At 64.9% G+C, this 21699-nt stretch carries 20 protein-coding genes and 1 pseudogene; 12 read left to right on the top strand and 9 right to left on the bottom strand.

The genetic code is table 11. The features are described 5' to 3' along the window. Window positions 1-12: 12 nt before the first annotated feature. The 10 genes from ACSHZY_RS14490 (at window position 13) to ACSHZY_RS14445 (ending at window position 9485) form a co-directional block, all read left to right on the top strand. Window positions 13-951 carry an ABC transporter substrate-binding protein gene (locus tag ACSHZY_RS14490; RefSeq protein ID WP_435170283.1) on the top strand — a complete coding sequence of 313 codons (939 nt, stop codon included), beginning with the start codon at window positions 13-15 and terminating at the stop codon, window positions 949-951. 23 nt (window positions 952-974) lie between these two features. After that, window positions 975-1751 (top strand): ATP-binding cassette domain-containing protein, encoded by a 777-nt coding sequence (locus tag ACSHZY_RS14485; RefSeq protein WP_435170281.1) that lies wholly within the window; start codon window positions 975-977, stop codon window positions 1749-1751. Between the two features lie 85 nt (window positions 1752-1836). After that, window positions 1837-1995: a hypothetical protein gene (locus ACSHZY_RS14480; protein WP_435170279.1), complete on the top strand. Its 159-nt coding sequence runs from the start codon at window positions 1837-1839 to the stop codon at window positions 1993-1995. 47 nt (window positions 1996-2042) lie between these two features. After that, the gene (locus tag ACSHZY_RS14475) at window positions 2043-3512 is read left to right on the top strand and encodes a UxaA family hydrolase (protein ID WP_435170304.1); all 1470 of its coding nucleotides are present in this window, start codon (window positions 2043-2045) and stop codon (window positions 3510-3512) included. Between the two features lie 8 nt (window positions 3513-3520). Next, window positions 3521-4234 (top strand): SDR family oxidoreductase, encoded by a 714-nt coding sequence (locus ACSHZY_RS14470; protein WP_435170277.1) that lies wholly within the window; start codon window positions 3521-3523, stop codon window positions 4232-4234. A 14-nt stretch (window positions 4235-4248) separates the two neighbouring features. Beyond that, the gene (locus ACSHZY_RS14465; RefSeq protein WP_435170276.1) at window positions 4249-5094 is read left to right on the top strand and encodes a fumarylacetoacetate hydrolase family protein; all 846 of its coding nucleotides are present in this window, start codon (window positions 4249-4251) and stop codon (window positions 5092-5094) included. Window positions 5095-5155: 61 nt separating this feature from the next. Further along, the gene (locus tag ACSHZY_RS14460; RefSeq protein WP_435170274.1) at window positions 5156-6226 is read left to right on the top strand and encodes an Ldh family oxidoreductase; all 1071 of its coding nucleotides are present in this window, start codon (window positions 5156-5158) and stop codon (window positions 6224-6226) included. Between the two features lie 252 nt (window positions 6227-6478). Then, window positions 6479-7450 (top strand): sialic acid TRAP transporter substrate-binding protein SiaP, encoded by a 972-nt coding sequence (locus ACSHZY_RS14455; RefSeq protein ID WP_435170273.1) that lies wholly within the window; start codon window positions 6479-6481, stop codon window positions 7448-7450. A gap of 52 nt (window positions 7451-7502) precedes the next feature. Beyond that, window positions 7503-8075 carry a TRAP transporter small permease gene (locus ACSHZY_RS14450; protein ID WP_435170271.1) on the top strand — a complete coding sequence of 191 codons (573 nt, stop codon included), beginning with the start codon at window positions 7503-7505 and terminating at the stop codon, window positions 8073-8075. A gap of 3 nt (window positions 8076-8078) precedes the next feature. Beyond that, a complete protein-coding gene (locus tag ACSHZY_RS14445) occupies window positions 8079-9485 on the top strand; it encodes a TRAP transporter large permease (RefSeq protein ID WP_435170269.1) in 1407 nt (468 codons plus the stop codon). A gap of 147 nt (window positions 9486-9632) precedes the next feature. Here the strand turns inward: ACSHZY_RS14445 and kduI are convergent, their stop codons facing one another. From kduI to ACSHZY_RS14420, 5 genes are read right to left on the bottom strand one after another with little or no spacing between them, the layout of a single operon-like run. Continuing rightward, window positions 9633-10457 (bottom strand): 5-dehydro-4-deoxy-D-glucuronate isomerase, encoded by an 825-nt coding sequence (kduI, locus tag ACSHZY_RS14440; RefSeq protein ID WP_435170267.1) that lies wholly within the window; start codon window positions 10455-10457, stop codon window positions 9633-9635. Window positions 10458-10467: 10 nt separating this feature from the next. After that, entirely contained in the window at window positions 10468-11766 is a 1299-nt protein-coding gene (locus tag ACSHZY_RS14435; RefSeq protein ID WP_435170265.1) for a TRAP transporter large permease, read from the bottom strand. A gap of 2 nt (window positions 11767-11768) precedes the next feature. Next, window positions 11769-12281, bottom strand: a complete 513-nt coding sequence (locus tag ACSHZY_RS14430) for a TRAP transporter small permease (RefSeq protein WP_435170263.1) — start codon at window positions 12279-12281, stop codon at window positions 11769-11771. Next, window positions 12278-13234, bottom strand: coding sequence for a TRAP transporter substrate-binding protein (locus tag ACSHZY_RS14425; protein WP_435170261.1), 957 nt, complete (start codon window positions 13232-13234; stop codon window positions 12278-12280). Before ACSHZY_RS14425 ends, ACSHZY_RS14430 begins: the two co-directional genes overlap by 4 nt. Window positions 13235-13256: 22 nt before the next feature. Continuing rightward, complete coding sequence (locus ACSHZY_RS14420) at window positions 13257-14375, bottom strand: glycoside hydrolase family 88/105 protein (RefSeq protein ID WP_435170259.1); 1119 nt, start codon at window positions 14373-14375, stop codon at window positions 13257-13259. A gap of 146 nt (window positions 14376-14521) precedes the next feature. Between ACSHZY_RS14420 and ACSHZY_RS14415 the strand changes: the two genes are divergently transcribed. Continuing rightward, window positions 14522-15298: an IclR family transcriptional regulator domain-containing protein gene (locus ACSHZY_RS14415; protein ID WP_435170257.1), complete on the top strand. Its 777-nt coding sequence runs from the start codon at window positions 14522-14524 to the stop codon at window positions 15296-15298. A 176-nt stretch (window positions 15299-15474) separates the two neighbouring features. Here ACSHZY_RS14415 and ACSHZY_RS14410 read toward each other — a convergent pair. Beyond that, a pseudogene (locus ACSHZY_RS14410) lies at window positions 15475-15707 on the bottom strand (DDE-type integrase/transposase/recombinase); the annotation flags it as partial. A gap of 320 nt (window positions 15708-16027) precedes the next feature. Between ACSHZY_RS14410 and ACSHZY_RS14405 the strand changes: the two are divergent. Further along, window positions 16028-17173, top strand: coding sequence for a glycosyltransferase family 87 protein (locus ACSHZY_RS14405; protein ID WP_435170255.1), 1146 nt, complete (start codon window positions 16028-16030; stop codon window positions 17171-17173). On the opposite strand, the gene ACSHZY_RS14400 is transcribed toward ACSHZY_RS14405, so the two are convergent. The 3 genes from ACSHZY_RS14400 to ACSHZY_RS14390 are packed head-to-tail and all read right to left on the bottom strand — an operon-like array spanning window position 17089 to window position 21685. Beyond that, the gene (locus tag ACSHZY_RS14400; protein WP_435170253.1) at window positions 17089-18687 is read right to left on the bottom strand and encodes a hypothetical protein; all 1599 of its coding nucleotides are present in this window, start codon (window positions 18685-18687) and stop codon (window positions 17089-17091) included. The genes ACSHZY_RS14405 and ACSHZY_RS14400 overlap by 85 nt on opposite strands. Then, on the bottom strand, window positions 18684-20195 hold the full coding sequence (locus ACSHZY_RS14395; protein WP_435170251.1) for a hypothetical protein: 1512 nt from the start codon (window positions 20193-20195) through the stop codon (window positions 18684-18686). The genes ACSHZY_RS14400 and ACSHZY_RS14395 overlap by 4 nt, the downstream gene beginning before the upstream one ends. Next, window positions 20192-21685, bottom strand: a complete 1494-nt coding sequence (locus ACSHZY_RS14390) for a hypothetical protein (protein ID WP_435170249.1) — start codon at window positions 21683-21685, stop codon at window positions 20192-20194. Before ACSHZY_RS14390 ends, ACSHZY_RS14395 begins: the two co-directional genes overlap by 4 nt. Window positions 21686-21699: the final 14 nt, after the last annotated feature.

The raw sequence follows: 21699 nt of genomic DNA, 5'->3' as shown, positions 1-21699 counted from the left end.
GGGAGGATTACCATGAAGCCATTGAAGACGGTTCTGACCGCATCGGCCATCGCCCTTGCCGCAGGCACCCTCCAGGCGGGGGAAATCGCGGTCATCGTGAAGACCACGAATTCCAACTTCTGGCAGAACGTCCACAAAGGGGCAGAAGCCGGCATGGGCGCGCAGTCGGAGCACACGCTCAGCTTCGACGGTCCCGCGGCCGAAAGCGCCGTTGCCGATCAGGTGAGCCTGATGGAGAACGCGATCAATCGCGGCGTGGCCGGCATCGTGCTGGCCCCATCCGACCCCGAGGCGTTGATCCCTGTCGTCCGGCGCGCCTTCGAGAATGCCATTCCGGTGGTGATCATCGACAGCGCCTTGGGCGAAGGTGGCAAAGGAAGCTACCAGGCGTTTCTGTCCACCGACAATTGCGCTGCGGGTGAAGCCGTCGCCAAGCGCATGATCGAGACGGCGGGCACCACCGGCAAGGTCGGCATCATGTCCTATGTCGCGGGCGTGGGATCGGAGATCGGGCGTGTCGGCTGCTTCACCGATTATATTGCCGCGCATTCGGAGCTGGAGGTCGTGGGGCCGCTTTATTCGCAAAGCCAGATGGCCAACGCGCTGAACCAGACGACCGACATGCTGGCCTCCAACCCCGACCTCGTGGGCATCTTCGGCGCGAACGAACCGACCGCGGTGGGCATGGGCCGCGCGATCATCCAGGCGGGAAAGGCGGGGCAACTGGTGGCGCTTGGCTTTGACGGCAACGCCGACCTGCAGCAGTTCGTCCGCGACGGCGTGCTGACGGCGACCGCGGTGCAGGGATCGTTCGCGATGGGCGAGCAAGGCGTGCAGACGGTCATGGACATCCTGAACGGCGAAAAGGTCGAAAGCTTCATCAACACAGGCGTCGTGATAGTGGACCAGTCGAACGTGGACTCCGACGAAGCGCAGAACGTCCTTTACTGATCCCCGCGACAAGGAGTTTCGCCATGTCAGGACAGCCGCTGGTCGAGATGATCGGCATCGAAAAGCACTTCGGCGGGATATGCGCGGTAGAGCATGTCTCCGTCGATCTGTATCGGGGAGAGGTGGTGGGCCTTCTGGGCCATAACGGCGCGGGCAAGTCCTGCCTGATGCGGATCCTGTCCGGCGCGATGTGGCCCAGCGGGGGGGAGATCCGGATCGGCGGCGCCCCCGTCCGCTTCGAGACTCCGAACGACGCCCGCGATCACGGGATCGAGACGATCTATCAGACGCTGGCGCTTGCGGACCATCTGGACGCGCCCGCGAACCTGTTCCTTGGAAGGGAACTGCGGACCCGTTTCGGAAATCTTGACGAGGCGCGCATGCTGCGCGCCGCGCGCGAGGTTCTGGCGCGGCTGAACCCGAACTTCCGAAATCTGCGCGATCCCGTTTCCAGCCTTTCGGGCGGGCAGCGGCAGGTGATCGCCATCGCGCGGGCGATCTATTTCGACACGAAGGTTCTGATCATGGACGAACCGACGGCGGCGCTTGGTCCTTCGGAAACGGCGATGGTGGCGGACCTGATCCGCAAGCTGCGTGCGGACGGCATCGGGATCTTTCTTGTCAGCCACGACATGCATGACGTGTTCGACCTCTGCGACCGCGTGGTCGTGATGAACAAGGGACGCGTCGTCGGCGCCCACCGCATCGAGGAGGTGACGAAGGATGACGTGCTCAGCCTGATCGTGAAGGGCGAACTGCCCGGCAACTGGTCCGCCCGCACTCTGGAGGCCGTGCAATGAGATCCGACATTCGCGCCGAACCGAGCGGGAGGATCGGCGGCAGCACCCGGCCCCCGTCGCCCGCGTGCCGCACGCGGGGCGGCTGGTGCTGATCGCCTGCATGATCGACATGCCCGCCGCCGTGACCACGTCATCACGGCCGGTCCCGGGGGTTGCGCCAATTTCCATCATCTTGCAGCCCCAGCGTTTCCCGTTGCGGATCCGCGACCGCATCAACACCGTCAAAATCCTGGTGACCCTGTGACAGAAATCCTGACGACCGCCCTTCGCCTGCACGACCGCGACAACATCATGGTCGCGCTGCAAGCGCTGCCCGCCGGCGCGTCGCTGATGCCGGGCATGACCGCGGCCGAGGCCATTCCCGCCGGTCACAAGGTCGCCATCCGCCCGATTGCCGGAGGGGAGGCGGTCCTGAAATACGGGCAGGTGATCGGTGTTGCGACGCAGGCCATCGCGGCCGGGGCGCATGTGCATGTGCAGAACCTGGGAATGGGCGCGCATCGGCAGGATTACGGGTTCGGCACCGCCGCCGTTCCGCTGATGCCCGTGGATGCGCCCGCGTCGTTCCGCGGGTTCCACCGGCCTTCCGGGCGGGTGGGGACGCGGAACCACATCGGTATTCTGACCTCGGTGAACTGTGCCGGATCGGTCGCCCGCTTCATCGCCGAGGAGGTGGAGCGTCAGGGCTGGCTGCGGGATTTCCCGAACGTCGACGGCATCGTCCCCATCGTGCACGGCACCGGCTGCGGCATGTCTGGCAAGGGTGAAGGGTACGAGACGCTGTTCCGCACCATCGCCGGCTATGGCCACAACCCCAATTTCGGCGCGATCCTGATGGTGGGGCTGGGATGCGAGGTCATGCAGATCCCCGACCTGATCGACCGGCAGGCGCTGAAGGACAGCGCGCGCTTCCGCTACATGACCATCCAGCAGACGGGCGGCACCCGCGCCACGGTGGACAAGGGCGTGGCGATCCTGCGCGAACTGGCGGCCGAGGCGAACAGGGCGCAACGGCAGGACGCGCCCGCGTCGAAGCTGGTGCTGGGGATGCAGTGCGGCGGCTCGGACGGCTATTCGGGGATCACGGCAAATCCCGCGCTCGGCCACGCCTCGGATCTTCTGGTGCGGCATGGCGGCATTTCCATCCTGTCGGAAACCTCGGAAATCTATGGGGCGGAACACTTGCTGACCCGCCGCGCCAGCGATGCGGCGACAGGGCGCAAGCTGATCGACCTGATCGAGTGGTGGGAGGATTACACGGCGCGCAACTTCGGAGAGATGGACAACAATCCTTCCCCCGGCAACAAGCGCGGCGGGCTGACGACAATCCTTGAAAAAAGCCTTGGCGCCGTCGCGAAGGGCGGGGCCGCGCCCCTGTCCGGCGTGTACAGATACGCCGAGCCCATCGACACGCCCGGTTTCGTCTTCATGGACAGCCCCGGCTACGATCCGTGTTCCGTCACGGGGCAGGTCGCTTCGGGCGCGAACCTGATCGCGTTCACCACCGGACGGGGCAGCGTGTCGGGATACCGCCCGGTCCCGTGCATCAAGCTGGCGTCCAATCCCGAGCTTTGGCGGAGAATGAAGCCAGACATGGATGTGGATTGCGGAGAGGTCCTGTCAGGCGTGACGCTGGAGGTGAAGGGACGGGAAATCTTCGATCTCATGCTGCGCGTCGCGTCGGGCGAGGAGACGAAAAGCGAGGCTCAGGGGTTTGGCGCCGTGGAATTCGTGCCGTGGCAGATCGGGGCAGTGATGTGAGGAACGAAATGGACGTGACGGGACAGCGCGTGCTGATCACGGCGGCGGCGCAGGGGATCGGACGGGCCAGTGCCGAGGCCTTCATCCGCGCGGGATACGACGTCATCGCGACCGACAGCAACGCGGCGGGGCTGGACGGTCTCGACTGCCGCACCGCGCGGCTGAACGTCCTGAACGACGCCGAAGTGCAAGGCTTTTGCGACGGCCTGCAGGTCGACGTTCTGTTCAACTGCGCGGGCGTCGTCCATGGCGGCACCATTCTTGAGGTGACGGAAGCCGAGCTTGATTTTGCCTTCGACCTGAATCTGCATTCGATGGTGCGGACGATCCGCGCCGTGCTGCCGGGAATGGTGGCACGCAAACAAGGCAGCATCATCAACATGTCCTCGGTCGCGTCTGCGGTGAAGGGGGTGCCGAACCGGTTCGCCTATTCCGCCAGCAAGGCCGCGGTGCTGGGCCTGACGAAGTCGGTGGCGGCGGATTTTGTGGGGCACAACATCCGCTGCAACGCGATCTGTCCGGGCACGGTGCAATCGCCGTCGCTGGACCAGCGGCTGGCAGAGACGGGGGACTACGACGCGGCGCGCGCGGCCTTTGTCGCCCGTCAGCCAATGGGCCGCATCGCAAGGGCGGAGGAGATCGCCGACCTCGCCGTGTATCTGGCCGGCGCCACCTACACCACCGGGCAGGCCGTCTGCATCGACGGCGGCTGGACCATCTGACGCAAGGAGACAACATGAGATTTCTTCGCCACGGTGCCGCAGGTGCCGAAAAACCCGGGCTGCTGCATGTCGATGGCAGCATCCGCGACCTGTCGGGGCATGTGGACGACCTGGCCGGATCGGCACTGCACCCCGACGCGCTGGCGCGTCTGGGTGCGCTGGACGCGGATGCGCTGCCGGTGGTCGATGCCGCCACGCGCCTTGGCCCGCCCATCGCGGGAACCGGGAAGTTCATTTGCATCGGCCTGAACTATGCCGATCACGCGGCCGAAAGCGGCATGGACGTTCCGCCGGAACCCGTGATCTTCATGAAGGCGACCAGCGCCATCTGCGGCCCGAACGATCCGATCGTGATCCCCCGCACCTCCGCCAAGACGGACTGGGAGGTGGAGCTGGCCGTGATCATCGGCAAGCCCGCGAAATACGTGTCCGAAGCCGACGCGATGTCCCATGTCGCGGGCTTTGCCGTCACCAACGACGTGTCCGAACGCGCCTTCCAGACGGAACGTGCAGGCCAATGGACCAAGGGCAAGTCCTGCGACAACTTCGGCCAGATCGGCCCATGGCTCGTGACGCCGGACGAGATCGCCGATCCGCAGGATCTGGGCATGTGGCTGACCGTGAACGGAGAGCGGATGCAGAACGGATCGACCCGCACGATGGTCTATCAGGTGCCGTTCATCATCCACTACCTCAGCCAGTTCATGACGCTGCATCCGGGTGACGTCATCTCCACGGGGACGCCGCCCGGCGTGGGAATGGGCATGAAGCCGCCGCGCTACCTGCGTGCGGGCGACGTCGTCGAACTGGGGATCGACGGCTTGGGTCAGCAGCGTCAGCAGGTCGAGGACGACATTTGACAGGCGTGTCACGCCGCCTGCGGCCGGCGCGAAACGTGTCATCTTGGGAAGGAGGCGCGACATGGAACGATCCGAACGCTATGCCTTGCAGGACTTGCGGCACTTCTGCCACATGGCCTTTCTGACCGTCGGCGCCAGCGAGGAAACGGCGGAGGCGGCGAGCCGGTCGATGATGCACGGCACGACGCTGGGCGTCGACAGCCATGGCGTTCGTCTGCTGCCCCATTACCTGATGGCCCTGCAGGGCGGGCGGCTGAACCGGACACCGCAGCTCCGTAAGGCCGGAGGATTTGGCGCGGTGGAGGTTCTGGACGGCGACAACGCACAAGGGGCGCTGCCGACATTTCGCGCGATGGATCGCGCGGTCGAACTTGCGGCCAGCTTCGGGCTTGGCGCGGTGTCCATCCGCAACAGCTCGCATTTCGGGCCGGCCGGGGCGTATTCGCTTGCGGCGGCGCAGAAAGGCTTCATCGGCGTGACCTTCTGCAACAGCGACAGCTTCGTGCGTCTGCATGACGGGGCGATGCGCTTTCACGGGACAAATCCCATCGCGGTCGCGGTGCCGGCGGGGGCGGGGGATCCGTGGCTGCTGGACATGGCCACCAGCGCCATCCCCTACAACCGCGTGCAGCTTTACCAAAGCCTTGGCGTGGATCTGCCCGAGGGGGTGGCGTCGGACGCGCAGGGGGTCGACACGCTGGACCCGCACCAGTCCGACATGCTGGCACCCCTGGGCGGGGCGTTTGGATTCAAGGGGGCAGCCCTGGCCGGCGTGGTCGAGATCTTCAGTGCCGTCCTGTCCGGGATGACGCTGAGCTTCGACATCGCGCCGATGGGAGGTCCCGACTTCTCCACGCCACGCGCGATGGGGGCCTTCGTGCTGGCCCTGAATCCGGACGCCTTCCTCGAGCGCCCGCGTTTCGAGGCGGGGATGGCCCGATACATGGAAACGCTGCGATCCTCGCCCCCGCGCGAAGGACACCGCGTCATGGCGCCCGGTGATCGCGAATGGCAGGTCGCGGCGCAGCGGCGTGCGGAGGGGGTGACGCTCGATCCCGCCACTCTGGCCGGGTTCACGGAGTGGGCCGATCGTCTGGGCATCCCCATGGTCCGGGTGAGGGAAAGCCGTTGACCGGCGTGTGGCGGCCTCGCTACCGTCGGGGTTGCAGGATCGGTCTGGCCGCGTCGCGGGGAGGCGACGCGCCGATGCAAGCCACGTGCACGAACAGCATCCTTCGCCGACACGCGTGGCAGGCGATCGTCCCGGCCTTGCGCAGGACGTGCGGAGGGCCCGGGCCCGCGTGACGGGCCGGGGATGCGGCAGGGGCGGGATGCATCTTGCCTGCGCCAACAACAACGAACCGAAGCTGATGGGAGGAGAAGCATGACGTTCACGATCAAGACTCTGCTGGGGGCCGCCGCGCTTATGGCAAGCGCCGCCGTCGCTCAGGCACAGACGACGCTGAAATGGGCGCATGTCTATGAAGCGAGCGAACCGTTCCACACCGAATCCGTCTGGGCGGCCGAGGAGATCGCCAAGCGCACGGAAGGCCGCTACGACATCGATGTCTTCCCGGCCTCGCAGTTGGGCAAGGAGGCGGACATCAACCAGGGGCTGAAGCTGGGGACGGTGGACATCATCATCTCCGGGTCCAGCTTCGCGTCGCGCGAGTACAAGCCGATCGGGGTGACCTATTACCCCTACATCTTCCGCGATCCCGCGCATCTGATCGCCTATACCAAAAGCGACGTGTTTCGGAAACTGGTGGAAGGATACGAGGAGGCCAGCGGCAACCACATCACCGCGGTCACCTATTACGGCACGCGCCACACGACGGCGAACAAGGACATCACCTCCTGCGCCGACATGGAGGGCCTGAAGATCCGCGTGCCGGACGTTCCGGCCTATCTGGCCATGCCGCAGGCCTGCGGGGCCAACACGACGCCCATCGCCTTTGCAGAGGTGTATCTGGCCTTGCAGAACGGCACGGTCGACGCGCAGGAAAACCCCCTGACCGCGATCGAGGCCAAGAAGTTCTACGAGGTGCAGTCCAACATCATCCTGACCGGGCATATCGTCGATCACCTGAACACCGTCATGTCCGGCCGCGTCTGGAACAGCCTCTCGGACGGGGACAAGCAGATCTTCAGCGAGGTGATGCTGGAAGCGGCGGAACGCGCCACCCGGGTTGTCGAGGAGCGCGAGGCGGCGCTGGTGGACAAGTTCAAGGCCGACGGCCTGATGGTCACCGAGGTCGACAAGGAGGACTTCCTGAAGAACGTCCTCGAGAAGGCTCCGTTGGAGAATTACGGCTACAACCGCGAAGACTGGGAAGCCATCCGCGCCGTGCAATGAAGTGGCCGGCCGGGGACGTCCCCGGCCGCCTTCCGAACATCGGGAGAAAGCTATGGCTGACAAGAGCCCTGCGCCACGCAGCGTGGAGGACATGGCGCATGCCTTCGAGGACGACACCGGCCCGGTCGATCTGAGGCCTTATGCCGTCGAGGATTGGCTGACCCTCGCCATCTTCTGGGGAATGGCGCTGTGCGTCTTCCTGCAGTTCTTCACGCGCTACGTGCTGAACAACAGCCTGGCCTGGACCGAGGAGATCGCGGCGAACTGCCTAGTCATCATCGTCTTCCTCGGCTCGGTGATGTGCGTGCGGATGGGGCGGCACATCGCGGTGGACATCCTTTACAACCTTCTGCCGCATCGGATCGGCCGCGTCATGTGGTGGCTGGTGGATGCGCTGACCATCGTCTTCTTCGGCTACATGACGTGGCTGATGTGGCGATATGTCGGGATCGTCGGGTCCGAGCGGATGGTGACGGTGGACCTGCCGCGCGGCATCGTCTTCTACACCGTGCTGGTGGCCTTCGTGCTGATGCTGCTGCGATCGGTCCAGAACTTCATCCACGACATGAAGGGCGGCACGACCGTCCGGGAAAAAGCCGCCGAAAGCGGCACGACAGGGATCTGAACCATGCTTCTTCTGATCGGATCGTTTCTGGTGCTGATGGTCGTGGGCGTCCCGGTGGCGGTGTCCATGGCCGGGGCGTCCCTGCTTTATCTCCTCAGCTACAACGTGGCCCCCGACATCATCGCGGCCCAGCGGATGATCGCGGGGGTGGAAAGCTTTCCGCTGATCGCGGTCCCCTTCTTCATCCTGGCGGGCAACCTGATGAACATCGCGGGCGTCACCGGCCGCATCTATCACTTCGCGCTGTCGCTGGTGGGCTGGATGAAGGGCGGGCTGGCGCAGGTGAACATCATCGGCTCGGTCGTGTTCTCGGGCATGTCGGGAACGGCCCTGGCCGACGCCGCCGGGATCGGCACGATCGAGATCAAGGCGATGAAGGACCACGGCTATCCCGTGGAGGCGGCGGTGGGGGTCACGGCGGCCTCCGCCACGGTGGGTCCGATCTTCCCGCCATCGCTGCCCTTCGTGATCTACGGGATGATGGCGAACGCGTCCATCGGCGCGCTGTTCATGGCGGGGATCCTGCCGGGCGTGGTGATGGTGACGCTGATGATGCTGACCGTCTTCGTCTTCGCGCACCTGAAGGGCTGGGGATCCGACACGCCGTTCGACCTGCGCGAACTGGCCAAGGCGTCGCTGGAAATCGTTGTCGTCATGTGCTTCCCGCTGGCGATCTGGCTTCTGGTGACGCTGGGCGTGTCGCTGAACGTGGCGGTGGTGATCGCGCTGGTGTCGCTGATCGCGCTGGACTGGTATTTCGACTGGCACGCCGTGATGGCCCTGATGGCGCCGGTGCTGCTGATCGGTGGCATGACGATGGGCTGGTTCACCCCGACCGAGGCCGCCGTCGCGGCCGTCCTTTGGTCGCTGTTCCTCGGGCTCGTGCGGTACCGCACCATGAGCTTCCGCGCGCTTGCCAAGGCCAGCTTCGACACGATCGAGACGACAGCCTCGGTCCTGTTCATCGTCACCGCCGCCTCCATCTTCGCGTGGCTGCTGACGGTCAGCCAGGCGACGCAGGTGTTTGCCGATGCGATGTTCGCACTGACGGACAACTGGTGGACGTTCCTGATCATCGTCAACATCATCCTGCTGATCGTGGGCGCGTTCCTGGACACGATCGCGGCGATCTCCATCCTCGTCCCGATCCTGATGCCCGTGGCGGCGCGCTACGGCATAGATCCGGTGCATCTGGGGGTGATCGTGACGCTGAACCTGATGATCGGGCTGCTGACGCCCCCGGTCGGAATGGTGCTGTTCGTGCTGTCAAGAATCTCGAAGCTGTCGGTGGAGCGGACGGCGCTGGCCATCCTGCCGTGGATGGTCCCGCTCTTCATCGCGCTGCTGCTGATCACGTTCATCCCTGCGATCACGCTGTGGCTGCCGACGCAGCTGGGACTGATCCGCTGAAGGGGGCAGGCCGATCTGTCAATCTGTGTCCCTCTCGCCCCGCCCCTGCATGCGGGAAGGCGCGGTTTCACGGTCAGTTCCGTCCGGCAGATGTACAGCATGGTCTGATCATCAGGCGATCGGTGGACGCCAGGACCAGGTGGCGCCTCAGGCCATGTCCTTGGGCTGGATGAACTCCATGTCCGTGTAATCCACATTGTCGCCGGCCATGGCCCAGATGAATGTGTATTCCCCGATCCCCGCACCTGAATGGATCGACCAAGGGGGTGAGATGGCGCCTTCCTCGTTCGCGATGAACAGGTGGCGCGTTTCGGCCGGCTCGCCCATCAGGTGCAGGACACGCGCTTCGGGCGTCATGCCCCAGTAGAGGTAGGCCTCCATCCGGCGGTCGTGGATGTGGCTGGGGATCGTGTTCCAGACCGACCCTTCCTCCAGTGAGGTGTAGCCGAGGATCAGTTGGCAGCTTTCCATGACCTTGGGGTGGATGAACTGCTTGATGGTGCGCTTGTTGGACTGCGCAGCCTCGCCCATCTTCACCTCGATGCAGTCGGCCAGCGTGATCAGCTTCGACGGGAAGGCGCGATGCGCGGGGGCCGAGGTGATGTAGAACCGCCCCCCGCCCGCAAAGGTCACAGCACCCGTGCCCATGCCCAGATACAGGACGTCCCCTCGATCGAGGGTGTGGGTTTCGTCGCCCGCACGCACGGTGCCGGTGTCGCCGATGTTGACGATCCCCATCTCCCGCCGGTCGAGGAAGGAGGGCGTCTTTGTCTCCTCCACCACGTCCAGCACCAGATCTCTGCCTGCGGGCACGGCGCCGCCCATCACGAAGCGGTCGTAATGGGTGTAGATCAGGCGGATCTGCCCGTCCTGGAACATCCCCTGCGCGAGGAAGTGCGTGCGCAGGGCGGCGGTGTCCATGCCCTTGGCGTGGTGGGGATGAACGGCATGGCGGGTTTCGACGAACAGCATGTCAGTCCTTTCAGATGCCCAGCCAGCGCGGCAGGCTCAGTGTCAGGGCGGGCCAGTAGGTGATGACCATCAGCAGCGCGATCAGCAGCACATAAAAAGGCCCAAGCGCGCGGATGGCCCGTTCGACCCGCACCTTGGCGACGCTGGCGCCGACGAACAGGCCCGTGCCCACGGGCGGGGTGATGGTGCCGATGGCGAGGTTGAACACCATGATCACCCCGAAATGCACCGGGTCCACGCCCACCTTCGTGGCGATGGGCAGCAGGATCGGCGTGAAGATCAGGATGGCGGGGCCGATGTCCATGAAGCAGCCCACAATCAGCAGCAGGATGTTGATGATCAGCATCACCATCACCGGATCGCTGGAAATTCCCAGAATGGCCGAGGTGATGGCCGCCGGGATCCCCGTGAACGCCATCGCGAAGGACAGCGCGGCCGACGCCGCCAGCAGCAGCATGATCGCCCCCGTGATCTGCGCGGTTTCCACAAGAAAGAACCACAGGTCGCGGAGCGTCGTGGTGCGGTGGATCACGAAGGCGAGAAGCAGCGTATAGACCACGGCGATACCGGACGCCTCCACCGCCGTGAAGACGCCGAGGACAATGCCGCCGATGATGATCACGATCAGCAGAAGCGAGGGTATCGCCTCCATCGTGATCTTCAGCGCGTCGCGGAAGGGCACGGCGGCCACGGTGGGATAGTTGCGCCGCTTCGCGATCACCACGGTCAGGGCCATCAGGCACAGGCCCCAGAGGATGCCCGCCACCGCCCCCGCCATGAACAGCGCGGCGACCGAGGTGCCGCCCGCCACCAGCGAATAGATGATGAAGGCCGTGGTCGGCGGGATCAGCATGCCCGTCGGAGCGCTGGCGATGTTGACGGCGGCGGCGAAGTCGCGGTCGTAACCCTCCTGCGCCTGCATCGGAACCAGAACCCCCCCGATGGAGGTGGAGGCCGCGATGGCCGAGCCGGAGATGCAGCCGAAGAGCATGTTGCCAGCGATGTTCGTCTGCGCCAGCGATCCCGGAATGCGTCCCGCGATCAGCTGTGCAAACCGCACCAGCCGGATCGCGATGCCACCCGAATTCATGATGACGCCCGACAGGATGAAGAAGGGCACGGCCAGCAGGGAAAAGCTGTCGAGGCTCGCCATCATCTTCTGGGCCGAGGTGAACAGTGCCATGTCGGGCGGCGCAACCAGCGACACCGCGGCCAGCGCCGCAGCCACGATGGCCACCGCCAGAGGCAGGCCCAGAAGGGCGATGACGGCAAAGACGGCCAGCAGGATCAGGCTTGCAGTTATGGCCATGGTCATTCCACCGCGCTCAGCGCCTTGTCCATCCCGTCGGGGCGCGGGCGGGTGCCGCGCGCGATGTCGATCAGGTTCAGAAGGCTGTAAAGGATGATGAGAACGCCCGAGACCGGCAGGCTGGCATAAACCCAGCCCATCGGCACCCGCAGCACGGGGCTGAGCTGGCGGGACGCGATCTCCATCCCCCGCATCCCGCCGAGGATGAGGACGGCGACCGCGAAGACGATGAAGGCCACCGGCACCAGCATCTCCAGCACCTGCCGGGTCCGGCCCGTGGCGATATCGCGGGCCAGATCGATCGCCATGTGGGTGCCTTGTCCCGTGGCATAGGCGGCACCCAGCAGAGACAGCCAGATCACGCCGAAGCGCAGCGTTTCCTCGGTCAACGTCGACGGGGTGCCAAGGGCGTAGCGGCTGAAGACCTGCCAGCACAACACCACCACCAGCGCCGCCAGAAGAACGGCGCACACCGATCCGATGCACAGGTCCAGAAGGCGGCGGAGGCGGGTCATTTCGCCGCCCGGATCGCGTTCACGGTGGGCGCGATGGCGTCCGGCATTTCGTCGTACATGGGTTTCACCGCCTCCTGGAAGGCCGTCACCTCGGGATGGGTGAAGGTCACGCCGAAGCTGGTCTCGGCCTCGGCCCGGGCGGCGTCCACGGCGGCGGTCCACGCCTGCCGGTGGAAGGCGGTGGACTCCCGTGCCGCCGCGTTCACCGCGTCCCGCTGTTCGGGGGTCAGCCGGTCCAGCGCGGCGGTGGAGATCAGGAGGATGTCCGGAATGCGGGTGTGCATGTCATAGGAATAGGCCTTGGCCACCTCGGCGTGGCGGGCGACGGTCAGGGCGAACTCGTTGTTCTCGGCCCCGTCCAGAACCCCCTGCTGGATGGAGGTGTAGACCTCGGCCTGGCTCATCGCGATGGGGGAGGCGCCCAGCATTTCCACCATGCGGATGGAGGTGGGGGATTGCAGCACGCGGATCTTCAGACCTGCCAGATCGGCGGGGGAATTGATCGGCTTGTCCTTGGTGTAGAAAGACCGCGCGCCCGAGTTGTAGTAGGTCAGCCCCACCATCCCCTGATCCGCCGTCGCCTGATAGACGGGAGCCATCACGGCTGCGTCGTCCAAGGCCTTGTAGTAATGCGCCTCGTCGTCGAACAGGTAGGGCATGGAGAAGGCGCCATAGACCGGCGCAAAGCTTTCCATCAGCCCGCCCGACACCTTGGTCATGTCCAGAAGGCCGCCCTGCACCAGTTCCACCAGTTCGCGCTCCCCTCCCAGCTGGCCGTCGGGGAAGAACTGGACGGTCAGGCCGCCGCCGGTCTTCTCCTCCAGCAGGCGGGCGAACTCCTTCATCGCCTCCACCGTGGGGGTCGCGTTCTCGGCATAGCCGAAGCGGAGCGTGTCGGCTCCGGCCGCCGTCGTAAGCGCGATCAGGGCCGCCGTCGTCATCAGCATCTTCATGTCAGTCCTCCCCAGGAAACGGTCAGATGTAGGTGTGCAGAAGTTCCGTCAGCGCGAACATCGCCATTGCCTGCCCATAGGGCATAGAGGTGCGCTTGATCTGCCGGTAGTAATCGAGATCCGACCCCATGGCCGTGCCGAAGGACACGTTCCGCAGCTCCCCCTCGGGCGAGATGTTGTCGATGACGCCCCGGATCGCGCGTTCGGCGACGGGGCCATGTTCCGGGCCGATGTAGCGTTTGCGCACGCCCTTCAGCAGGCCATAGGCAAAGCCCGCCGTGGCGGACGCCTCAAGGTAGCTGTCGGGATCGTCCAGCAGCGTGTGCCACAAGCCGCTGTCGTCCTGCAGCTCGCGCAGCGCACTTGCCTGCCGGCCCAGCAGGGCGGTCAGGTGGCGGCGGACGGGATCGGTGTCGGGCAGGTCCAGAAGCTCAATGAACTCGGGGATGACGATGGTGACCCAGCTGTTTCCGCGGGCCCAAAGGGCGCGGGCAAAGTTGTGGTTTCCTTCAAACGTCCAGCCGTGGAACCACAGGCCCGAATGCGTGTCCGCCAGATACTGCGCATGGGTCAGGAACTGGAACTTCGCTTCCTCGACATAATGCGGGCGCTTCAGGATCAGGCCGATCTTGGCCAGCGGCACTACCGACATCATCAGCGTGTCGTCCCACATCTGCTGGTGGTTGACCGAGTTGTAGACGATGTGCTGCAAACCGCCGTCGCGCACGCGGGGCATTTCGTGCATCACCCATTCGGCCCAGCGGTCCAGATAGGGGAGCCAGGACGGGTCGCGGTCCATCTCGTACAGGTGGGCGGCGGTCAGGAAGGGGGCGACGGTGTTGATGTTCTTTGTCGGCGTGCCCTCCGCCAGCCGGTCGCGGAACCAGTCCTTCACGATCGCCAGCGCGCGGGCATTGCCCGTCAGCTGCCAGTATTTCAGCAAGCCGTAAAGACCGATGCCATGGGTCCATTCCCATCCGGCCCAGCCCTTGGTGTCGATGACGCGGCCGTCTTCCAGCCGCAGCAGGAATTCGCCGGTCGTGTCGGTGATATTCACGAGGTTGTCGGTCAGCCGGTCGATCAGGTTGCAAACCTCCGACCGGGGCAGGACATGCTCTCTCTGCCGCAGAAGCGGATCCATCTGTGCCTCCTCCCAAAGACAGCGGCGAGAAAATCAGAACGCCGTTTCGATTTTGAAGGAAGCACAACCGCTGCGGGCAGGCAAGCAGAATTGACAAGCTGGTCCGAAACTTTCAGAATGGCATTCCGAAATACAGGATACTTCCCGTGCAGTCAGGCAAAGCGGACAACGTCGCCTCGGTCTTGAAGGTGTTTTCGGTGCTGGAAACGCTGGCCGAAGATCGCCAGGCCACACTTGGCACCATCGCGCAGAAGGCAATGACGTCGAAAAGCACGACCCATCGGTTGCTTCAGACGATGGTGGATCTGGGCTTTGTCGAACAGGACGCCGAAACGGAACGCTACGGTCTGACGCTGAAGCTGTTTTCCATCGCAGCCCGCGCGATCGACCCGTCGCAGCTGATGGTTCATGCCGATCGCGCCATGGCCGCCTTGTCGCGGGCCACGGGCGAATCCATCAACCTCGGCGTCATCGACGGGCAGGAGGAGAAGGTCGTCTATGTCCACCACATCGAATCGGTCTTCGGCCTGTCGATGAAAAGCACGGTAGGCCAGCGCAGCCCCCTCAGCTCCACCTCCCTCGGCAAGGCGCTTCTGGCCTGGCGCAGCCCCGAGGAGGTGGAGGCCCGTATCGTGCGGATGCCCTTCGACGCCGCCGGCCCAAGGGCCATACGGGACGCGGAGCGTCTGCGCCGGGACTTGGCGGAGGTGCGGGCCCGCGGCTTTGCCGAGGAGGTGGAGGAGGCCGAGGCCGGCGTCCGCTGCCTTGCCGCCCCCGTCTTCGACCATCTGGGCCGACCCGTGGCCGCCATTTCGGTGGCCTTCCCCCTGATGCGGTTCGAGGAGGCGCGGCGGGACGATTATATTGCGCGTCTTACGGCCGCTGCAGCGGAAACATCGGCGTCTCTCGGCTATCCAGGCTGACAGCGCCAGCGGCCCTCAGACCATCTGTTCCGGCGTCGAGACGTGAAACGCGCTATCATGGTAGCTTGGTTCACGAACAGCTTGCGGCCGATCTCATGGCCCACCGGGTGAAGATGGTCCACTTCGCCTTGCTGAAGCACGTACAAGCTGGCCTGCCCTGTTTTCTGACCCTCCTCATCCCACGGACTGCCCAGTCCGATGGATGCGGTTTCGTTCCGATGGCATTGATCCAGCCCCGCACGGCTTTCGCTATAAACTCCGGTCCATTGTCCGAGCGAACATGGCGGGGCACGCCCCGCAGGATGAAGAGATCGGACAGGGCATCGATCACGGCGGTGGAGTACAGCTTCCGGTAGATCCGGATGGCCAAGCACTCCCGACTGAACTCGTCGATCACACCGAGCATGCGGATCCATGGAATGGAAATGCCCTGTGGGACAGGTTCGTCATGGGAGTGCCACGACCACGCACGCCGTCAGGCCGATAGACACAGTTGCTAGCGGCGATAGCCTGATTTATTCGGTCGGGCCGTGCCAGCACGGCGTGTCATGGAACCGATTTCTCCGGGTAATGGCTCTGGACATGACGCCATGAACCATTGAACATCGACATCAGCGGTCTCGAAGGAAAGCTGAAAAGGCTTCCTTGCAAGCAAGCTTCGTCTTGAGGGAAACTGGACGCCAAGGGCGGACGACGCGTCTGCCGTGCACAACTGCCACAGGAGAAATGATGCCCGGTCGCGAAATCAATCATACGCTCCGGCACGTCGTGCTGATCTTGCTGGCATTGGCCTCCCTTTGCGCAATGTATACCGAATTGGGGCGGGTCGCTCCTCCGCATGGGCTTTGGGATTTCGGCGCCTTCGTGGCCTCGGGGCGGGCTGCGGCGGAAGGGTTGAACCCTTACGGCATCTACCCGCTGACGCCGCATGTCGTGCTGCCGGGCTTCGAGTCGTGGAACCCGAACCTCAACCCGCCTGTCTCGGCGCTGCTGTTCCAGCTTTTCGATCTGGCAGAGCCCGAGACGTCCCTTCGTGTCTGGCTCTGGATCTCGGTGGCCTGTTACGCGGCGACCGTGTTCCTGCTTGTCCGGCGCCATGGGCAAGGACTTCAGGGCCTGCTGATTGCCATCTGGGCGTTCGGACTGGCCGGGTTCTGGGACACGCTATTTCTGGGGCAGATCTACCTGCCCCTCCTTCTGATGGCGGTCGGCGCCTGGCTGCTGCTGGAGCGGGGGGAGCTCATCTGGTCCGGCATCCTCATCGGGCTTGTGGTTGCGATGAAGCCGAACTTCCTTGTCTGGCCCGTGCTCCTGTTCCTTGCGGGACATCGCAAGCCGTCCCTGGTTTGCGTCGCGACGGCGGCGGTGATCAGCCTGATCCCCCTCGTGGTGATGGGTCCGGGGGTTTATCATCGATGGATCAGCCTTGTGGCCGCCGATGGCGAACGGGCCTTCTTCCTGACCAACGCTTCGCTTTCGGGCCTGGCCGCCCGTGCCGGTATCCCCGAGGCTGGAACGGCCCTTGGGGCGGCGCTTCTTCTGGCGCTTGCCGCGTGGGCGTTCTGGCAGCGTCCGGATCTCATGAAGGCGAGTGCTCCCGCGCTGGTGGCCTCCGTTCTGGCGTCGCCGCTGGGCTGGATCCATTACACGCTGTTTCTTCTGCCGGTGCTGCTGCATTTCCGGGACCGGTGGTCGACCTGGATCGTCGCCGGCCTTCTTGTTGTTCCGGTGCCCTTTGTCATCAACCAGTTCGCAAGCGCACAATGGGTGCAACTGACCCTTGGCTCGGTCTATGGCTGGGCGGTCGTGCTGTGCATGATCATGGTCATGCTGCCGGAAGGGGACAGGGCGCGATCGGTGTCCTTGGCCACATAGACGCGCCAGAACTCGGTCTCGGCGGCCAGCACGAAGTTTTCGGCCAGTGCGGCGGCGTAGACCTCGCGAAGGCCGTTCGCCGTCCATTTCTCGATCGGGGCTTTCGGGTCCATCACGATCCGCGCATCGCCAAAGAAGTCCCGGGCCGAGGGATGGTGTTCGGCATCGACCGTGCGCCCCCAATGGTACCACGTGCTGTCCCCATGCGGGGGGGCAAGCCCCATGCCCGCCGTGAAGGGACCGACGAAGTCGAGCACCAGAACGCGTTCCGGATTGCCGATCTGGGCCAGAACGGCCGCGCCGTCCCGCAAGCTGTCATCGTAGCTCCGAAAGTTTGCAAAGGACCCGTCCACCCAGAACCGGACGAGCCTTATTCCCGAATAGTTCGGCAGCGAGAATTCAATCCCCTGACGCGCCAGGGCAAGCCCGGTATGAAAGCCAAGGGCCATTGTGAATTGCAGGGTGGCCGGCGCCAGACAGGCCGCCAGAAGAAGGGGCAGGCCGGATCGCGAGGCCGGCTGGGTGCGCAAGGCCCCTTCGGCGGCTACGGCGGCGCCTGCGCCAAGGGTGAGGATGCCGAAGATCTGGAAGTTCTGCTCGATCAGCAGAATGCCGGTCAGAAGGCAGCAGATCAGGAACACGGCGTCGCGAAGACTTCGTCGCTTCGACAGGAGCATCGCCGCAAAGATGCCATAAAGGCTGATCTCGGGCAGGTTGCGCTGCACCTCCTCGAGCAGGGTGCGGAAGGTGGGAAGGCCGCCGCTGACCTGGCTGGCCAGCCGCAGGTCGGCGATATGATGGGCGGTGCCGCGCCAGACGAGTTCGATCATCAGGCCGGCCGCAGCGGTCAGCGCCAGCGCTGTGGCAGCCCATCGCCACTGGCGCCGATCCGTCAGCATGAAGATCACGAACGCGACCATGACCAATCCGTAGCTGATCTTGAGGTAGAGCATCAGGAGCATCAGGGCTGCCGCGCAGACCGCATCTGCCGCAATCTGCCGGCGCCGGGGCAGGGCGGGCGGCAGATACATCACCAGCAACAGCCCCAAGGCCGCCCAGCCAATGCGGTTGTAGAACATCGCGAAGGACAACTCCCGCACCCCTTCACCGGGGTTCATCGGGACGGCCACGATCAGCAGAAGGTAGAGGGCGAGGGGAAGACCAAGCGCCGGGCGCATCCGGCTGGGGATCACATGCGCCGCCACCCATGCGACGGCCGCCGTCACCAGCCCCATGCCGATGGGCATCGCCGCGCCAAGGCTGCCGCCAAGTCCGTAGCCAACGGCCGGGATATAATAGGCAAGCGGGCCGAGGGAGGAGTGGAAGTCGACATTCGGCACCTGACCCATCCAGATCCGGTAGGCCCCGTCGAGGAAGATGAAAAGGTCGTTGACGTATTTGCTGGTCACGGTCTGGCCGGGCAGGGCCAGCACAACGCCGATCAGCAGCCCCGCTGCGAGGATGATCCGGCTTTGCCGCAGGGCTCCCCTCCGACGTTCCTCGGGACCCTTCATTCCTCCGTCTCCCGGCGCTTGTGGATCGTCCATTCCGCTGTCTTGCGAACAGGTGTGTAATGCTGGTCGATATAAGGTCCGTAGATGTCGCGAAGCTGGACGCTGTTGATCCCGATCCCGGGCTCCATGATGATCTGAACATCTCCGAAAAGCTGGGCCGGTGGCAGGTGATGGTCGCGGCTGACGTTGCGGTTCCAGTGCAGCCAGGCGTTGTCGCCTTCCGGCGGGCGCAGGCCCAGACCGGCCGAAAACGGGTTCACGAAGTCCAGCGTGGCAACGGGGCCGATGCCGGGCCCCAAGTCTTCCAGCAACGCACCGCCGCTTTCGAAGCTGTTGACATAGCGCTGTGAAAATCCGTGATCGCCCGGCGACCAGAGCGTGGCATAGTGGAGGCCACCGAAGTTTGGCAGCCCCACGGATTTCCCGGCATGTGCTGTCGCAAGAACGCTGTGCAGGACCAGCGCCGAGGCGTGGTAGAGGGTGGGCGGAAGGGTGAAGAACAGGACCAGCAGCGGCATCCCGGTTGCGACAGGTCCGGAGCGGCTCATCACCCGCTGGGCGGCCACGACAGCCCCCGCATACAGCGTGATGACGCCCCAGTCATGGGCGTTCTGGCTCACGATCAGCAGGCCCCCCACGGCGCAGGCGGCATAGAAGACGAAGTCCCGGAACGAAGGTTTCTGCCAGAGTGCGAGGCCCGCGATCAGCGCAAAGACCGTCAGGTCCGCGACGTTGCGAGTGGCGGCGCGGATCAGCCCCTCCATCCCACGTCCGCCGCTGATCCGCGCCGTTTCCATCAGGTCGCGGATATGGCCCGCCGTGCCGCGCCAGAAGACTTCGACCATCACCACCGCCGCAGCCACGAGAAGGAGCGACAACGTCGCCCGCCGCCTTTGGCCGGGGAGGAGGAGCAGGAACATCAGGAAGGCCACCGCCGCGGCGCCATAGGTGACCTTGGTGTAAAGCTGCAGCAGGGTCAGCGCCGTGGCCGACAGCACGTCCCGCGCCTCCTGCCATGGCCCGGGGGCCCGTGGCGGCAGATACATGATCAGGACAAGGCCCAGGGCCGCCCATCCAATGCGGTTGTAGAACATGGCAAAGGACAGCGCGCTGATCCTGTCGCCAAGGTTCATCGGCACGGCAAGCAGCAGGAGAAGGAAGGCCGCGAATGGCACGTCCAGACGCGGCTCCAGCCGGGAGCCAAGCACATGCACGACAAGCCCCGTGAACCCGAGGATCAGAAGCGCCATGCCCACGGGCATCGCCGTACCGAAACTTCCCGTGATCCAATACCCCAGTGCCGGAATCAGGTAGACCAACGGCCCAAGCGCGGTGTGGAAATCGCGATTCGGCACCTGGCCCCAATGGATGCGATGCGCGCCATCCAGAAAGATCAGGACGTCGTTCATGAAGGCGGTCGTGACGGTGCGGCCCGGCGCGGCCAGCAAGATCGCGCAAACCAGCCCGATCAGCGCGATCAGGACAGACGATGCCGCCGGCCGCTTCATGGTGCGGCTGTGGGGCGGGCATGGCGGTAGAAACGCCAATGCTCGGTTTCGGAGATTTGCGTGTAGTTCTGCGCAAGGAACGGAAGGTAAAGCTCACCCACCGGCCCCGCGCCTTCTGGGATCTTTCGCAGGACGACGACGTCGGCACCTACAAGAATCCTGGCCGCTGGCGGATGGGCCGTGGGGCCCACGGTGTTCAACCAAAGCATGGTGGGCATCATGCCCGCCAAGGGGCGCAGGTTCAGCGCAAGGGAGAACGGGTCGGCGGCGCCGAGGACCGCGATATTTTCGGGGGCGGGCTCCAGATCGGCCAAGGCGTCGATGCCTTCTTCGACCATGGCGAGGTAGGCGTTCCCCCCACCGAAGTCCCCCCCGGTCCAGAGCTCGGCAAGCCGCACATCCTCCATCCCCGCGACAGGCATCGGGCGGCCCGCCCCCCCGACGGCCGCCGACACATGCAGGCCAAGTGCCACCGTGTTGTGCAGAAGCGTTGGCAGGACCATCGCCAGAAAGAAAAGCCGCACGCCTGCGGGCGTTGCCCAGGTTGCCGATGACAGGCCGTCATCCTCCCGCAGGATACGCTCAGCCGCTACGACCGCGGCTGCGTGAAGCGCGAGGATGCCCCAACGCTGGTCGTTCTGATTGATAAGCCAGAAGCCGCCAAGGGCGCAGAAGGCGAAGAAGATGGCGTAGCGCAGGCTCGGCGTCCGCCACAGCGAAAGGCCGGCGATCAGGCCGAGCAGCACGTAATCGGTAAAGTTGGCAAGGACGTGGTCGATGATGTCGCCCCAGCTTCCCCGCAGAACGCCCCCCGCCCCGAAGGCCATCCGCGTGGCCTGAACGTAGCCAGCCGTTCCTCCCCAAACCAGTTCCATGGCAAGGGCGGCCACGGCCAGCCCTGCCAGCGCCCCTGCGGCCCATCCCCGTTGCCGCGCATCCGTCAGCATGAAGACAAGGAACGCCACCGCCACCAGCCCGTAGGTCAGCCGGACATAGGTCATCACGAATGCAAGGAGCGCGGCCGCCGCCGCGTCACGCCCCGCAACAGGGTGTCGGGGGGAAAGAACCAGCACCAGCAACAGGGCAAGGGCGACCCACCCGACCCGGTTGTGATACTGGTGAAAGGACAGGGCCGTCATCGCCTCGCCCAGGTTCATCGGCGCGGCCAGCACAAGGATCAGGAAGCCGCCCATCAGCAAGGCCAGGACAGGATGCAGCCGCGACGTCAGAACATGCGCCATGACGGGGGCCAGAAGCAGGATCATGACGGCGCTGGACAGGGGCAACGCCGCGCCCCAGCCGCCGATCCATTGGCCCCAGGCCGGCAGGTAATAGACGAGAGGCCCGAGGGACGTCACGAAGTCCCGTGACGGAGCCTGTCCCCAAAGAACACGGTTTACCCCGTCGAAGAGGTAGAAGAATTCCTCCACGGAACGGGTGGCGACGGTCCGGTCCGACAGGACAAGCAGCAATGCCGCCAGAACCGCCATGCCGAGAATGAGCA

The sequence above is a fragment of the Falsirhodobacter sp. 1013 genome, assembly GCF_051195255.1.
In the GTDB taxonomy this organism is placed as follows: Bacteria; Pseudomonadota; Alphaproteobacteria; order Rhodobacterales; family Rhodobacteraceae; genus Falsirhodobacter.
Note: the sequence above shows the minus strand (reverse complement) of the source record. Positions and strands in the feature narration are given on the sequence as shown.

Coding starts and splice junctions, on each gene's coding strand:
- ACSHZY_RS14400 (WP_435170253.1), bottom strand. CDS start 18,687: ATGAAGGGTCCCGAGGAACGTCGGAGGGGAGCCCTGCGGCAAAGCCGG.
- ACSHZY_RS14465 (WP_435170276.1), top strand. CDS start 4,249: ATGAGATTTCTTCGCCACGGTGCCGCAGGTGCCGAAAAACCCGGGCTG.
- ACSHZY_RS14420 (WP_435170259.1), bottom strand. CDS start 14,375: ATGGATCCGCTTCTGCGGCAGAGAGAGCATGTCCTGCCCCGGTCGGAG.
- ACSHZY_RS14490 (WP_435170283.1), top strand. CDS start 13: ATGAAGCCATTGAAGACGGTTCTGACCGCATCGGCCATCGCCCTTGCC.
- ACSHZY_RS14470 (WP_435170277.1), top strand. CDS start 3,521: ATGGACGTGACGGGACAGCGCGTGCTGATCACGGCGGCGGCGCAGGGG.
- ACSHZY_RS14430 (WP_435170263.1), bottom strand. CDS start 12,281: ATGACCCGCCTCCGCCGCCTTCTGGACCTGTGCATCGGATCGGTGTGC.
- ACSHZY_RS14390 (WP_435170249.1), bottom strand. CDS start 21,685: ATGGCGGTTCTGGCGGCATTGCTGCTTGTCCTGTCGGACCGGACCGTC.
- ACSHZY_RS14450 (WP_435170271.1), top strand. CDS start 7,503: ATGGCTGACAAGAGCCCTGCGCCACGCAGCGTGGAGGACATGGCGCAT.
- ACSHZY_RS14445 (WP_435170269.1), top strand. CDS start 8,079: ATGCTTCTTCTGATCGGATCGTTTCTGGTGCTGATGGTCGTGGGCGTC.
- kduI (WP_435170267.1), bottom strand. CDS start 10,457: ATGCTGTTCGTCGAAACCCGCCATGCCGTTCATCCCCACCACGCCAAG.
- ACSHZY_RS14405 (WP_435170255.1), top strand. CDS start 16,028: ATGCCCGGTCGCGAAATCAATCATACGCTCCGGCACGTCGTGCTGATC.
- ACSHZY_RS14395 (WP_435170251.1), bottom strand. CDS start 20,195: ATGAAGCGGCCGGCGGCATCGTCTGTCCTGATCGCGCTGATCGGGCTG.
- ACSHZY_RS14475 (WP_435170304.1), top strand. CDS start 2,043: ATGGTCGCGCTGCAAGCGCTGCCCGCCGGCGCGTCGCTGATGCCGGGC.
- ACSHZY_RS14455 (WP_435170273.1), top strand. CDS start 6,479: ATGACGTTCACGATCAAGACTCTGCTGGGGGCCGCCGCGCTTATGGCA.
- ACSHZY_RS14485 (WP_435170281.1), top strand. CDS start 975: ATGTCAGGACAGCCGCTGGTCGAGATGATCGGCATCGAAAAGCACTTC.
- ACSHZY_RS14460 (WP_435170274.1), top strand. CDS start 5,156: ATGGAACGATCCGAACGCTATGCCTTGCAGGACTTGCGGCACTTCTGC.
- ACSHZY_RS14425 (WP_435170261.1), bottom strand. CDS start 13,234: ATGAAGATGCTGATGACGACGGCGGCCCTGATCGCGCTTACGACGGCG.
- ACSHZY_RS14435 (WP_435170265.1), bottom strand. CDS start 11,766: ATGGCCATAACTGCAAGCCTGATCCTGCTGGCCGTCTTTGCCGTCATC.